12 protein-coding genes are annotated in these 14346 nt (G+C 48.4%); 8 read left to right on the forward strand and 4 right to left on the reverse strand.

From position 1 onward, the window contains the following. Nucleotides 1-6 precede the first annotated feature (6 nt). The 7 genes from lptB to mgtE all read left to right on the forward strand — a co-directional run bounded on the left by lptB (nucleotide 7) and on the right by mgtE (nucleotide 5678). Nucleotides 7-732: an LPS export ABC transporter ATP-binding protein gene (gene lptB / locus A1OO_RS02110; protein ID WP_016960788.1), complete on the forward strand. Its 726-nt coding sequence runs from the start codon at nucleotides 7-9 to the stop codon at nucleotides 730-732. 74 nt (nucleotides 733-806) lie between these two features. Further along, nucleotides 807-2282, forward strand: a complete 1476-nt coding sequence (locus A1OO_RS02115) for an RNA polymerase factor sigma-54 (protein WP_016960789.1) — start codon at nucleotides 807-809, stop codon at nucleotides 2280-2282. A 25-nt stretch (nucleotides 2283-2307) separates the two neighbouring features. After that, on the forward strand, nucleotides 2308-2595 hold the full coding sequence (gene hpf, locus A1OO_RS02120; RefSeq protein WP_016960790.1) for a ribosome hibernation promoting factor: 288 nt from the start codon (nucleotides 2308-2310) through the stop codon (nucleotides 2593-2595). 2 nt (nucleotides 2596-2597) lie between these two features. Next, a complete protein-coding gene (ptsN, locus tag A1OO_RS02125; protein WP_016960791.1) occupies nucleotides 2598-3041 on the forward strand; it encodes a PTS IIA-like nitrogen regulatory protein PtsN in 444 nt (147 codons plus the stop codon). 18 nt (nucleotides 3042-3059) lie between these two features. Next, the gene (gene rapZ, locus A1OO_RS02130) at nucleotides 3060-3911 is read left to right on the forward strand and encodes an RNase adapter RapZ (RefSeq protein WP_017005098.1); all 852 of its coding nucleotides are present in this window, start codon (nucleotides 3060-3062) and stop codon (nucleotides 3909-3911) included. Further along, on the forward strand, nucleotides 3908-4183 hold the full coding sequence (locus A1OO_RS02135; RefSeq protein WP_016960793.1) for an HPr family phosphocarrier protein: 276 nt from the start codon (nucleotides 3908-3910) through the stop codon (nucleotides 4181-4183). The genes rapZ and A1OO_RS02135 overlap by 4 nt, the downstream gene beginning before the upstream one ends. Nucleotides 4184-4310: 127 nt before the next feature. Beyond that, nucleotides 4311-5678: a magnesium transporter gene (gene mgtE, locus A1OO_RS02140; RefSeq protein WP_016960794.1), complete on the forward strand. Its 1368-nt coding sequence runs from the start codon at nucleotides 4311-4313 to the stop codon at nucleotides 5676-5678. A gap of 135 nt (nucleotides 5679-5813) precedes the next feature. Here mgtE and pmbA read toward each other — a convergent pair whose 3' ends face one another. Next, nucleotides 5814-7154: a metalloprotease PmbA gene (gene pmbA, locus A1OO_RS02145; RefSeq protein WP_016960795.1), complete on the reverse strand. Its 1341-nt coding sequence runs from the start codon at nucleotides 7152-7154 to the stop codon at nucleotides 5814-5816. A 318-nt stretch (nucleotides 7155-7472) separates the two neighbouring features. Between pmbA and yjgA the strand changes: the two genes are divergently transcribed. Then, nucleotides 7473-8003 carry a ribosome biogenesis factor YjgA gene (yjgA, locus tag A1OO_RS02150; RefSeq protein ID WP_016960796.1) on the forward strand — a complete coding sequence of 177 codons (531 nt, stop codon included), beginning with the start codon at nucleotides 7473-7475 and terminating at the stop codon, nucleotides 8001-8003. Between the two features lie 103 nt (nucleotides 8004-8106). Here the strand turns inward: yjgA and tldD are convergent, their stop codons facing one another. The 3 genes from tldD to A1OO_RS02165 all read right to left on the reverse strand — a co-directional run bounded on the left by tldD (nucleotide 8107) and on the right by A1OO_RS02165 (nucleotide 14328). Further along, nucleotides 8107-9552, reverse strand: a complete 1446-nt coding sequence (tldD, locus tag A1OO_RS02155; protein WP_016960797.1) for a metalloprotease TldD — start codon at nucleotides 9550-9552, stop codon at nucleotides 8107-8109. An 82-nt stretch (nucleotides 9553-9634) separates the two neighbouring features. Further along, on the reverse strand, nucleotides 9635-10453 hold the full coding sequence (locus A1OO_RS02160; RefSeq protein ID WP_016960798.1) for a carbon-nitrogen hydrolase family protein: 819 nt from the start codon (nucleotides 10451-10453) through the stop codon (nucleotides 9635-9637). Between the two features lie 2 nt (nucleotides 10454-10455). After that, nucleotides 10456-14328 carry a YhdP family protein gene (locus tag A1OO_RS02165; protein ID WP_016960799.1) on the reverse strand — a complete coding sequence of 1291 codons (3873 nt, stop codon included), beginning with the start codon at nucleotides 14326-14328 and terminating at the stop codon, nucleotides 10456-10458. Nucleotides 14329-14346: the final 18 nt, after the last annotated feature.

A 14346-nucleotide genomic window follows, 5' to 3' on the forward strand; every position in this document is an offset into this window, starting at 1 on the left:
ATCTGAATGGCCATACTCACCGCTAAAAATCTTGCGAAAAGCTATAACGGACGAAAAGTCGTTACTGATGTCAGCCTCGAAGTGAAATCTGGCGAAATTGTTGGCTTACTTGGCCCTAATGGCGCCGGTAAAACCACCTCTTTCTACATGATTGTTGGCCTAGTGGCCCGCGATGAAGGCACGATTCATATTGATGATCTCGACATCAGCATCCAGCCCATGCACAACCGCTCTCGCATGGGAATTGGCTATTTACCCCAAGAAGCCTCTATTTTTCGTAAGCTCAGTGTTTACGATAATTTGATGGCGGTATTGCAAACCCGTTCAGATTTATCAAAAGAAGAGAAACAAGACAAAGCTGAGGACTTACTCGATGAGTTCAACATCCAACATATCCGAAACAGCATGGGTATGGCATTGTCCGGTGGTGAACGTCGCCGTGTGGAAATCGCCCGAGCACTCGCGGCAAACCCAAAATTTATTCTTCTTGATGAACCATTTGCGGGTGTTGACCCCATTTCGGTTATTGATATCAAAAAAATCATTGAACATCTTCGAGACCGTGGCTTAGGTGTCTTAATTACGGACCACAACGTACGTGAAACGCTCAGTGTGTGTGAGCACGCCTATATTGTGAGTCAAGGACACTTGATTGCGCATGGTACTCCTGATGAAGTGCTCAACGATGAGCATGTAAAACGAGTCTATCTCGGAGACCAGTTCAGGCTATAGTTATAGAGTTCGGTTGGCGAACCGCTCCAAATATATGCACTAATAATAAAATTAGGAAAGGTGCCAGAATCAGTATGAAACCCTCGCTTCAGCTTAAGCTTGGCCAACAACTTGCGATGACGCCGCAGTTGCAACAGGCGATCCGCCTATTGCAGTTGTCGACGCTCGATCTGCAACAAGAAATCCAAGAAGCATTGGAAGCTAACCCTCTCCTAGAGCAGGACGAGTCGACGGATAGCGAAGACGGTGAGGGTGAAGAGACGTTTAACGGTGATGACAACACAAGCGCCACTGCCGACAGTCAACAAGACACGCTCGATAGCTCTGATGCCATGGAACAACAGGAAATGCCCGAAGATCTTCCTGTTGATACAACATGGGATGACATGTACAGCGCCAACACCGGCAGTACAGGTATTTCCCTCGGTGATGACATACCTGTCTATCAGGGAGAAACCACCGAAACCCTGCACGATTACCTCACTTGGCAAGTCCAGCTCACACCATTTTCTGAAGTCGACCTCGCAATCGCTACGGCTATCATTGATGCAGTCGATGATAAAGGCTACCTCACCGTAACTTGCGAAGACATCTTAGAGAGCATGGGCGCTGAAGATGACGACATTGAATTAGATGAAGTTGAAGCCGTTCTTAAACGCGTTCAGCAATTCGACCCTCTCGGTGTCGCATCCCGATCTTTGCAAGAGTGTCTGCTGCTCCAACTCGCCGCCTTTGCGGAAGATACGCCATGGCTTGCTGAAGCCCGTATGGTGCTAAAAGGCCACATGAACGCGTTGGCTAATCGCGATTTCCGGCTGATAATGAAAGAAAGTAAACTTCGCGAGCCCGAGCTCAAAGAAGTGATGCAACTCATTCACACGCTTGAGCCTCGCCCTGGCAACCTCATTGTGACCAATGAAGCGGAATATGTGATCCCAGATGTGTCTGTGATCAAAGATCGTGGCAAGTGGATGGTTAACATCAACCCTGACAGCGTGCCTCGTCTAAAGGTGAATCAGCAATACGCCGCGCTCACCAAAAATGGCTGTAGTGCAGCAGATAGCCAATTTATTCGCAGCCACTTACAAGATGCTAAGTGGTTGATAAAAAGCTTAGAAAGTCGAAATGAAACCTTGCTCAAAGTGGCACGATGCATCGTTGAGCATCAGCAAGATTTCTTTGAATTCGGCGAAGAAGCGATGAAGCCAATGGTACTAAACGATATCGCCATGGCAGTGGAAATGCATGAATCCACCATCTCTCGGGTGACGACCCAAAAATACATGCATACCCCTAGGGGCATTTTTGAACTGAAATACTTCTTCTCGAGCCATGTCAGTACTGACAATGGCGGTGAATGCAGCTCTACGGCAATTCGTGCATTGGTCAAAAAGTTGGTAGCCGCCGAAAATCAGGCAAAACCACTTAGCGACAGCAAGATTGCCACACTGCTGGCGGAGCAAGGGATCCAGGTCGCAAGGCGAACAATCGCCAAATATCGCGAGTCTCTGGGTATTGCCCCGTCAAATCAGCGTAAACGCCTTATCTAGGCGTCCAATCAAAAGGAAGATGTTTATGCAAATCAATCTCACCGGTCACCACGTAGAGATCACCGACGCCCTTAGGGAATATGTGACAACCAAGTTTGATAAGCTCGAACGATTTTTTGATCATATCAATAACGTTCATGTTGTGCTTAACGTCGAAAAACTCCAACAGATTGCCGAAGCGACCCTGCATGTAAACAACGGCGAGATTTTCGCAAAAGCAGATTCAGAGAACATGTACGCTGCCATCGATTCGCTTACAGACAAGCTAATTAAGCAGTTAAGTAAACACAAAGAAAAGATGAATCACCATTAATCATGGAACTTAAAGACGTACTTAAATTGGACTGCACGAAAAGTGCAGTCCTTTGTTCAAGTAAGAAACGCGCACTTGAAATGATCAGTGAATTCGCTGCCATCGAATTGGATCAAAACCCACAGAAACTCTTTGAGTGCATGTTGGGCAGAGAAAAAATGGGCAGTACGGGCATTGGGAATGGAATAGCCATTCCCCATGGCCGTATCTTCAACAGCGATCACGCCGTCGGTGTATTCATTCAATGTGCTGAACCTATTGAGTTTGATGCCATTGATAACCAACCCGTCGATCTCTTATTCGCGCTACTGGTTCCTGATGATCAATGCAAAGAGCACTTGAAGACCCTGTCTTTGATCGCGCAGAAACTCGGCGACAAACAAATTTGTCGGCAGCTACGTCATGCAAACTCAGATCAAGAGCTTTACGACATCATTACCGGATAACGCCACCAGGAATACACCATGCAGTTGAAAATCGTCAGTGGCCGTTCGGGTTCAGGAAAGTCTGTTGCGCTCCGTGTTTTAGAAGATCTCGGCTACTACTGTGTCGATAACCTTCCTGTAAATTTGTTGCCTCAGTTTGTCGCGGCTCAAAATGGCGACGACTCTCAAATTGCCGTCAGCATCGATATTCGCAACATGCCGGCCGACCCAGAAGAGATCACCCAGACCCTCGCCCAATTGCCTGATGACGTTGATGTCGATATCTTCTTTCTTGATGCTGATGACAACGAATTGGTGAAACGCTTTAGCGAAACCCGACGCCTACACCCGTTATCTCGCGACAACCTCTCGCTCGAACAAGCTATCGACAAAGAGAAGCAACTGCTGACGCCGTTGAAAGAGCGTGCCGATAAAGTTATCAACACCTCCAAACATTCCATCCATGATCTCAGTGAAGCGGTTCGTGCGTTAGTGTTAGGAAGAACCAACCGAGATCTGGTGATGGTGTTTGAATCTTTCGGCTTCAAGCATGGCTTGCCGTCTGACGCTGATTTTGTGTTTGATGTGCGTTTTTTGCCAAACCCACATTGGGAACCGGCACTACGCCCGCTCACTGGTCTCGATGAACCTGTCAAAATGTTCCTCGCCGCAGAGCAAGACGTTGCCATGTTGATCGCGCAAGTCAAAAGCTTTCTCGAGTCTTGGTTACCGGCACTTGAGAAAAATAACCGCAGCTACCTGACCGTCGCTATCGGTTGTACGGGTGGGCAACATCGCTCTGTATATATCGCGCAATTTTTAGCCGATTACTTCGCCGCGCACAACCATCAAGTCCAAATTAGACACCGCACACTCGAAGGGAAAATATGAATCATGTCAGCAAGGAAGTGCTGATTCAAAATCGACTTGGGTTACACGCTCGTGCAGCCGTCAAACTGGTAGAAATGGCACAAAGCTTTGAAGCCGAAGTGATGATTTCTAAAGACGACCAAACCGTCACTGCTGACAGCGTGATGGCTATCCTTTTGCTGGATTCTAGTCAGGGTGAGCAAATTACAATATCAGCCGAAGGGCAACAGGCACAGCAAGCCTTAGACGCGGTTACCGCGCTCATCGAAGCGGGCTTTGACGAAGAAAGCTGAGTAAATTCTCATCTGAGACGCAACCGCCCATTTCGTTCTGCTTGGGACAAAAAACGCATAAGACAGCCTGTTCAGATTACGTTAATATTCATACCATTGCGCCACTCGCCGTCACACGGACATTTCCATGGCAGAGAATTACGAAGTAGAAGCGTCAAGTCAGACGCATCAAACCTTGCAGGAAGTTAGCCGCGCCTTAGAAAACGGCATGTTTGTTCACGTCCGTCGTTTACTTGAGGACATGGAACCTGAGGACATTGCTCACCTTCTAGAAGCCTCCCCACCAAAGAGCCGCTTGGTTCTGTGGCAGCTTACCGATCCCGAAGAACAAGGTGAAATCCTCGAAGAGCTTTCCGAAGATGTAAAAGACGGCATCATGGTCCGTATGCAACCGGAGCAGCTTGCCGCTGCAACGGAAGGCATGGATACAGATGATGTCGCTTATCTACTTCGAAGCCTACCGAATAGCGTCTCTCAAGACGTTCTTGCCCAAATGGATGCACAAGATCGTGCACGGGTTGAGCAAGCTCTGGCATACCCAGAGGACACCGCAGGCGGGATGATGAACACCGACGTGGTGACCATTCGCTCTGATGTTACCGTGGATGTAGTACTGCGTTACCTGCGTATGAAAGGCGAACTGCCTGAAGCCACTGATACCCTCTATGTGGTGGATGAAAACAGCCATCTTATCGGTTCATTACCTATCACTGCCCTGTTGACCACGCAGCCCGACACCGACATTCTCGACATCATGGAAGACGCAGACGAAGCGATTCCTGTTGATATGGATGATGGTGAAGTCGCGAGCCTTTTCGAACGCCGAAATTGGGTCTCCGCACCTGTCGTTGACGAAAATCAACACCTTGTGGGGCGTATCACCATCGATGACGTGGTAGATATTATTCGTGAAGACGCCGAGCATTCCATGATGAGCATGGCGGGTCTGGATGACGAAGAAGATACCTTTGCACCCGTACTCAAATCTGCCCGTAGCCGTAGCATTTGGCTCGGCGCCAACGTTCTCGCAGCCCTTGCCGCTGCATCCGTCTCTAATCTATTTGAAAACACACTCGAGCAAATGGCTGCTATTGCTGTTTTGATGACCATCGTACCCTCGATGGGTGGCGTTGCCGGTAACCAAACCGTGGCACTGGTTATTCGCGGCTTGGCCGTCGGACACATTGGTGACTCCAACACGCGTTGGTTGCTAAGAAAAGAAGCACTCGTTGGCTTACTCAACGGCGTTATTTGGGCGTGTATCATTGGTGGCGTGGTCGTTCTCTGGAAAGGTAGCCTCATGCTAGGGGCAATTATCGCGGCAGCGATGTTGACCAACTTAGTGGTGGCTGGTGTTGCAGGTGTGACTGTACCCATCATGCTCAAGAAGATGAAAATCGACCCCGCTCTTGCTGGCGGCATGGCACTGACCACGATTACCGATATGATTGGCTTGTCTGTTTTCCTCGGTCTGGCGACGGTTTTCTTAGTTTAACGAGATCTTAGATGCCAAACCTTAGATCCTAGGTCCTGAATAAAAGCTTAACTGAACTCGATACAAAAAAGCGGCTTCTGAAAACAGAGCCGCTTTTTCTTTTCCTAGGATCGGCTATTCCTAGCCTTTAACCTATCACTCACCGCCAATTTTCAGTGATTCCACCAAAATCGATCCGGTTTGGATTTGGCTGCGATATTCTATATCAGCACCGACAGCAACAATCTGTTTGTAAATATCGGCAAGATTTCCTGCGATGGTAATTTCACTGACTGGATATTGAATTTCACCATTCTCTACCCAAAAGCCCGCGGCGCCACGCGAATAGTCGCCCGTAACAATATTCACGCCTTGGCCCATCACTTCAGTGACCAACAACCCAGTGCCTAGGGCTTTCAGCATTTGCTCAAAAGATTGCCCCGTGTTACCCACAAACCAGTTATGAATCCCACCCGCGTGACCTGTCGGTTGCATTCCCAACTTACGCGCTGCGTAGCTGGTCGCCAAGTAGGTTTGTAGCGTGCCATCTTTGATAATATCGAGATCTTTGGTGATCACCCCTTCGCTATCAAACGGAGAGCTGGCCATCCCTTTAAGGATATGTGGACGCTCATAGATAGAAAACCACTCAGGTAAAATCTGATGGCCTAGCTTATCCAACAAGAACGAAGACTTACGATACAAACTTGAACCGCTAATCGCGCCAACTAAGTGACCAAGCAGCCCTGTTGCTACATCAGCAGAGAACATCACAGGCACTTTGCGCGTGGTTAGGCGACGCGGCTCCATACGATCAATCGTGCGTTGTGCCGCTTCGATACCGACTTTTTCAGGAGCCCAAAGCTCGTTTTTATCACGAGAAACCGTGTAGCTATAATCTCGCTCCATGCCTTTGCTGTCTTCAGCAATCACGCTACAGCTAATGCTGTGACGGCTTGAAGCGTAGCTACCCAGCATGCCATGGCTGTTGCCATACACACGCACGCCGTAATGGCTGTCGTAACTCGCACCATCACTGAACTTGATACGCTTATCGTAATCCAGTGCCGCACGTTCGGCGGCAATCGCTTTTTCAGCGGCATGATCAGGCTCAGGTTCGTCAGGGTAGAACAAATCTAAATCGGGGTAATCGTAAGCCATCAATTCAGCTGGTGCGGGACCTGAAAACGGATCTTCTGACGTGTAGTTAGCAATATCTAACGCAGCAGCAACAGTTTGGGCAATGGCTTTTTCAGACAGATCAGACGTTGATGCGCTGCCTTTACGCTGGCCACGATATACCGTGATACCCAGAGCACCGTCGCTGTTAAATTCGACGCTTTCCACTTCGCACATACGAGTAGCAACGCTGATCCCCGTGGTTTTGGTGATCGCGACTTCAGCGGCATCTGCTTTTTTCCCAGCCAGCTCTAAAGCACGGGTGACCGCAGCTTCTAACTCAGCACGTTGCTGAGCAACCTGTTGTTTCACGTCCATAAAGTCTTAAATTGATGTGTGTTGCTAATAAGCATACCATTCGAAGCCATTACCGTGCTTATAAAACACCTGCAAAACTCCACATTCTTGACCATACCAACATGAATCAATCTCCCTAATTCACATCCCGCACTGTCCCAACATCCTGCCACAATGAAACAATCACAATGGGCGAGCAACCACAGAAGTGGCTGAACACGCTCATATCAATGCTCATCACATAATATTCGATGATTTTAAGCGCTAAGAATGAGCGAATATTTGTAGATATTGGTATAAACTAAGGCGCTAAAGTAAGCGATAACCTCGGGAAAGATTATGGGCCGTAAGAACAAACGTGAGCCTTGGGAAGAGGAAGAAGAGATCATCTGGGTCAGCAAATCCGAGATGAAGCGAGACATGGAAGCATTGCAAAAACTAGGTCAAGAGCTGGTCGAGCTTAGGCCGTCAGTACTGGCAAAGTTTCCACTGGACGACGATCTGCGTACCGCAGTGACGGATGCACAACGCTTTGAAAAAGAAGCACGACGTCGCCAGTTTCAGCTTATCGGCAAAATGATGCGTACCCGCGACATTGAGCCTATTCAAGCTGCAATAGATCTTCTACAGAACAAGCACAATCAGCAAACCATCGAGCTGCATAAGCTTGAAAAAATGCGTGACCGCATGATTGCTGATGGTGATGACGTCATTAATGAAGTCATGGATGCGCACCCTAATGCCGATCGTCAGAAGCTTCGTCAATTGGCTCGTCAGGCGAAAAAAGAGCAAGAAAGCAACAAGCCCCCTAAAGCGTCTCGTGAGATTTTCAAAATCCTACGAGCACTCAAAGCAGAAGCCGATAAATAGGTACTTCTGTTTTGCGACCAATCAGGGCGACATTGCTATCTATAAAAAAAACCGGGAGATCCCCGGTTTTTTTGTTTCTGCTTCAACGCACAATATCTGGCGGTTATTCTGTTCCACCGACGGTCATCGCATCGATTTTCAGCGTTGGCTGTCCAACCCCGACTGGAACACTTTGACCCGCTTTACCACACACGCCCACACCACGATCCAGTTTAAGATCGTTACCGACCATCGAAATCTGTTGCATCGCTTCAATGCCGCTGCCGATTAAGGTCGCCCCTTTCACTGGCGTTGTCACTTTACCGTTTTCAATCAGATACGCTTCACTGGTAGAGAACACAAATTTGCCAGATGTAATATCGACCTGACCACCGCCAAAGTTCGGTGCATAAAGGCCGTATTCAACACTGCTGATCATCTCTTCCGGTGTGCTTTCACCACCCAACATGTAGGTATTGGTCATGCGTGGCATGGGCAGGTGCGCATACGATTCACGACGGCCATTCCCTGTTGGCGCAACCCCCATCAGATGTGCATTATGCTTATCTTGCATATAGCCTTTCAAAATGCCGTTTTCAATCAGCACATTGTATTGGCCTGGAACACCCTCATCATCGATGTTTAACGAACCACGTCGATCTTGCAGCGTACCGTCATCAACAATAGTGCAAAGCGTTGATGTTACTTGCTCACCGATTTGTCCGGTAAACACAGAGGACTCTTTACGGTTAAAGTCACCTTCCAAACCATGGCCTACCGCTTCATGAAGCAGCACGCCTGGCCAACCTGCACCTAATACCACGGGCATAGTGCCTGCAGGTGCTGCTTTCGCATGAAGATTAACCAATGCTTGACGGACAGCTTCATCGGCATAATGCATCGCCACTGTTTTTCCGTCTTCATCTGACACGAAGTATTGATACCCAAATCGACCGCCACCACCTGCAGAGCCACGCTCACGACGTCCGTCTTTTTCTACTAGTACGCTAATAGATAAACGCACTAATGGGCGAGTATCTGCAGCATAAGTGCCATCTGTTGCTGCAATCAACACTTGTTCATACACGCCACTAATGCTGACCGAGACTTCCTGGATCAAAGGCTCTTTCGCGCGAATATACACATCCACTTCTTTTAGCAGCGCAATTTTATCTTGCTTTGACATGCTTTGAAGCGGGTCAATAGCTTGATAAATCATAGGATATGCGCGATTAGCAAAAGCAGAAACTTTGAGCTTACCGCCTTTATCTGCAATACCGCGCGCCGCCGTTGCGCTTTGCATCAAGGCATCAGCATTGATTTGGTCTGAATACGCAAAACCGGTTTTCTCACCGCTAATAGCACGAACGCCAACACCACGATCAATGTTGAAAGAACCATCTTTAATAATGCTGTCTTCCAAGACGAGCGACTCATGCCAGCAAGACTGGAAGTAAACGTCACCGTAATCGATGTTTCTTGCGGCCAGATGCTCCAGCGTTTGGCTGAGTTGACTTTTGCTCACACCCGACAGGTGCAGCATCGTTTCTTCGACGTGTTCCAGACTCATGGATAAATTGCTCTTTAGCGCTGAAAAAAGAAATGTCCCGTCACGGGTTTAGTCACGGGATTAATAATGAATTGAGGTTGCGCTATTTCATCACGCATTGCAACTGAGCATGCTGTAATAGCGGCATTTTGCTGCGTATCGCGCTGTTAGAAGCCAAATCCACATCGGCCCACGCAGTGCCAATATTGTTGTTTAGCTCGCACGCAACTTGCCCCCAAGGGTCAATAATCATTGAGTGCCCATAAGTTTCGCGTCCGCCTTGATGCTCACCGCATTGCGCTGCTGCAAGTACCCAACACTGGGTCTCAATGGCACGAGCACGAAGTAAAACTTCCCAATGCGCCGCACCCGTTACCTTGGTAAACGCCGCAGGCACAACAATGATGTCAGCGCCGCGCTGACGAAGTGCCGCGTAAAGTTGCGGGAAGCGAATGTCGTAACATATGGATAAGCCAAGCATGCCAAATGGCGTATCAACCAGTGCAAGATTTTCACCGGCACGGAAAGTATCTGACTCGCGATAACTGCGATGATTATCCGCAATATCAACATCAAACATGTGCAGCTTTTCGTAAGAAGCACGCAAATTGCCGGCAGCGTCATAGACTAAACACGTGGTACTCAATGTGCCGTCATGATTACGGATCGGAAACGAACCCATCACTAGCCAAATACCGAGTTCAAACGCTAACTCTGATAATCGCTTTTGAAGCGGACCATGGCCCAATTCTTCTGCATACTTCTCATAGTCTTCTTTGCGGCCGAAAACGAGTGCATTTTCAGGCGTCAAAATCAAACGGGCACCTTGTGCTTGTAAATGCTTGAGCTGACTTTCCAGCACATCAAGGTTATCTTCAGCATTTACACCCGAGTTCATTTGTACAACACCAAACTTGGTCATTACTATTTGCTCCCTTGCTGCTCGGTACGCAGGCGCTCTGTGGCCTGCTCCGGTAACGTCACTTCGCTTGAACTTCGCGACACTTCCCTGACTAATGGGTCATCAATTGCCCCAGTTACTTGATATCGGACTTGCGTAAACGCATCCACGACAGGCGAGAGAACGGTTGTCACCGCCAAGACATAGAGCGCAGTCTGAGGCGCCACAGCAAACGCGGTTAAGACCGGAATGCCCGACGTTATATCAGGGATGAAGCGCACCTCAGCATTTACCTGATTTTTCACCAGATTCGCTATCCCTTTAATAAACATATCACCTGCCAGCGCTTTCATCTGGATATTATCCGTGACAACGACCCCGTTAGTGATTGATGCGCTACCGCTGATCTCATCAAAAGCAAGACCATCCTCAAACACGCCGGTAAAGTCGAGCTGCATTTTTCGCAGAATAGAATCTAGGCTAAACAGACCAAGCAAGCGCCCTGCGCCACCCACACCGCTGACGTATCCATCTTCTATCTTGGTCTCTAACATACCGTTCAAACTGGCGATATCCATCGACCACGGCGCCCCCTCAAAGCGCAGATCGCCTTTGGTTTTTACGCTGGCATCTTGAATGCCCCCCGTCACCGCAAAGCGCCCCATCAAATCGCTGCTGTTTTCACCCTGAATATCAAAAGTTAACTGACTCTTGTTTATCCCTTGAGGGGTAATTTCCCAATCACCATTGGCCGTTAATTGGGTACTACCGCTGCCGAGGTTAAATTTGGATAACGTCAGTTTTTCACCCGATTTCAAAAGCTGTGATTCCACACGACCAATACGATAGCCTTGCAGCCACAATTCGTTGATCACGAGATCGGTCGAGGGGATTTTCGCCATCAACGCGCGATCCATATCAGTTGCGGTCGGGTTTTTCTTTGTCGAATCGCGCAGTTTTACGTCATCATCTAGATCAATATTGAGGAATAAATGCTCGATAGAGACGGTTAGGAATTTATCTTCATCCCACCACGCATCACCTGAGAGCTCCTCACTGCCCACAAGAATATGGAAGCCATCACTTTTCTCTCTAGCAGCCAGCGAGAAATGGTTAAACGTCAGCTCACCAGCTAGGACTTTTTCCGCTTTCACGTTCACTCGAGAAGGCGAAGGCACGTTAACTGGCATTTCCTGCTTCTTACCTACCAGGCTTTGCTGGTAACGGGCAAGTACTTCCTTCCATGCCAAAACATCCAGTAAGGGAACATCCACGCTCACAGCATTGCCAGAAAGCGGCTTTAACGAGAGCTCTCCTTCTCCCATGAGTATTCGGCTGCGCGTAATCGTGGGTTTCTCACCACTGATATCCACGTCCGCTTGGTATTTGAGTTGCGGTAGCTCGACTTGCCCGACCAAAGCTTGCCCATTCCCCGACGCTTTGAGGTAGCCATGGCCTTTAATAAATGACGACTTTTCAAGTGGTGCAGGCAGGTTCACATCCATTTGAGTGAGGTCTGCATCCAAAAGTACATCGTAGGTAAAACCAATGTCTCGCAATGCAATACCGACATCAAGATCCCATGATGAGCGTCCTTCAATGAAATCAAGATCCGGCAATTCCAGCGCAGCTTTTAGCTTATCGGCCTGCCATTTTCCTGCAATGTCGATATTGACCAAGTAATTATCCGCTTCACTTTCCCCTTTAAACCCAACGCTAATAGGCTGATTGAGCAAATTGGCTTTAAGGTTTTTTGCCCAAATCAAATCGTTATCAAACTCTAGTTTGCCTTTCACGTTGTTAAGGGTGATTGGCGGGCTAACAATCGCCACCTTGCTATCATTTAATGAAGCGGAACCCTTAACGCTGACATCATCTCCATTGAGCGGAATAGCCAACGAGATGTCGCCCATGACCTGGCCATCTACCTGTACATGGGTCAGTGCTGCGCCGACTGAATCAACCAATGGTGTTGCGAGCATATATTGGTGCAAATCTTTACCGCTAGAAGCGATTTTTGCATCAATAAACAATTTGCCATTCTCATTGCTGAGCGACGGAATTTCACCTTTCAGATCATAGCCTCGGGCACCCATCAGATCGACGTTACTGGCTTCCAAGAAAAGCGTGTCGTTTTGAAACAATAAATCGAGATCGAGACCTGTCAGCGTCGGCCATTGGGTATCGAAGCTAAATTTTGCATTTCTGATCGGCACAAATGCTTGAAAAACGCCTTGATGCTCTGGGTAAGGGAATGTACTGAAATCGCCGTACCACACCAATTTAGCAAGATCCGCTTGCCCGCCTCTAATAGCCGCAGAAAGAAAGTCCGTCAGATCATGACCGAGTGCCAAGGTCGGTAAATAGCGCCATGTTTCCCCAGCATCACTCAGACTCGCTTCGGCGTAAAAAGCCAGCCAACTGTTTCCTTCAAACGGAATATCGAGTTTAAACTCACCCACTACATCCAAATGCGGAGAGCGCACGGCAACACTGTCTGACCAAATCACAACGCGATCGTCGTTATAGTCCCAAAACGCCGTGACATCACCTTGCTTAATATCCAATGGCGCTTGGAAAAACTCGCCATAAGGTAAGGTGTCATCTTGCATTGCCAGCGTCACTTTGCCGTTGGTCCCTTCGCCAACCAACGCCAATTGAAGCTTGTGCACTTCTGGTAAATAGCTCCAGTGTTTAAATGCTAGATCCTCAAACGTCGCCGAGTAAGCAATATCTGATGTTGTTGGCTTAGTAATACGAATGTCTTTTGCTTGTCCTGATGGTGCGAGGGAGGTGATGGCCTGCTCTACGCCGGAAGGAATATCGAACACTTCCCTCAGTGGCAGCAATAAAGGCAGGTCTAGCATCGCCAGATTCATCTTCCATTCATTGTCAGAAAATTCAGCACGCAGCCCCGGATCGGGCCAAAGCTCCTTTCCGGTTTTAATCGCTAGATTATCTGTCGCCACTCGCCAGCCCGCATCGTCTGACCGTTCCAGGAGGATATGGCCGTTCTCAATCGAGACCGACTGCAACGTATCATGCGCTTGCAACGAGGGCGTCTTTGAATGCCACGCCATGGCGCTGTTGGTTAGGCTCACTAGCGCAGTTTTTGGCATACCATCTGCAACCGTTAACCACGCCTCACCCGCCACTTTCGCATGCGATAAAGTGATCTTTGGATTAATGAATTTGGCAATCCAAGCCCGTAAAGATACGTCCTCAGCATGAAGGTAAAAATCACCATCGAGTGAGCCAAGCCCATTGCTTTCCGTGAAGACACCACGAATATCGACCTGATTGAGCGATGTTCCAACCACACTCACCACGCCTTGAACATGATGTTGACCGGATTGGTTATCCCAACGCAGTGACTCAATGTTGATGGTTTTACGCTCGTCAGACGGTGACATCACAGTGACGCGAGCATTGTGAACCGCAAACTGTCCCAGTCCTACTAAGAACAAGCGCTCTAGCTGTGTTTTTAAGCTGCCATCAGGGGTGTTTTTTCGTTCAGGTATTTGCGTAACGTCAACATTCAACCCATCAATACTGATATTGGAAAACGTTGGCTCTCGACGCTGCAAGCTGGCAAACAGGTCGAATTGCATGTCGATGCTGTCAGCCGTAAGAATTTTTTGCCCGCCCTCTGTCGAAGAAAGCGAGAAATCATGGAGGGATAACGAGGGCACCAGATAGCGCCAATGCCCTTTAAATGTGCTGAATTCGACGTGAAAACCACTGGCATCACTTGCCCAACGCTGGATAGGCGCCTTGGCCGTATCCAAATTGGGTAAAACAAGCCGCATGGCAGCAGTCAAAATAGCGATAGCCACCAGCAGAACAACTACCAGCCAAGTGACAATTGCGCCTAAACGCCTGGCAAATCTCACCATGTTACTCTATTCACCGTG

This window comes from Enterovibrio norvegicus FF-33, assembly GCF_000286835.2.
Lineage (GTDB): Bacteria > Pseudomonadota > Gammaproteobacteria > Enterobacterales > Vibrionaceae > Enterovibrio > Enterovibrio norvegicus_A.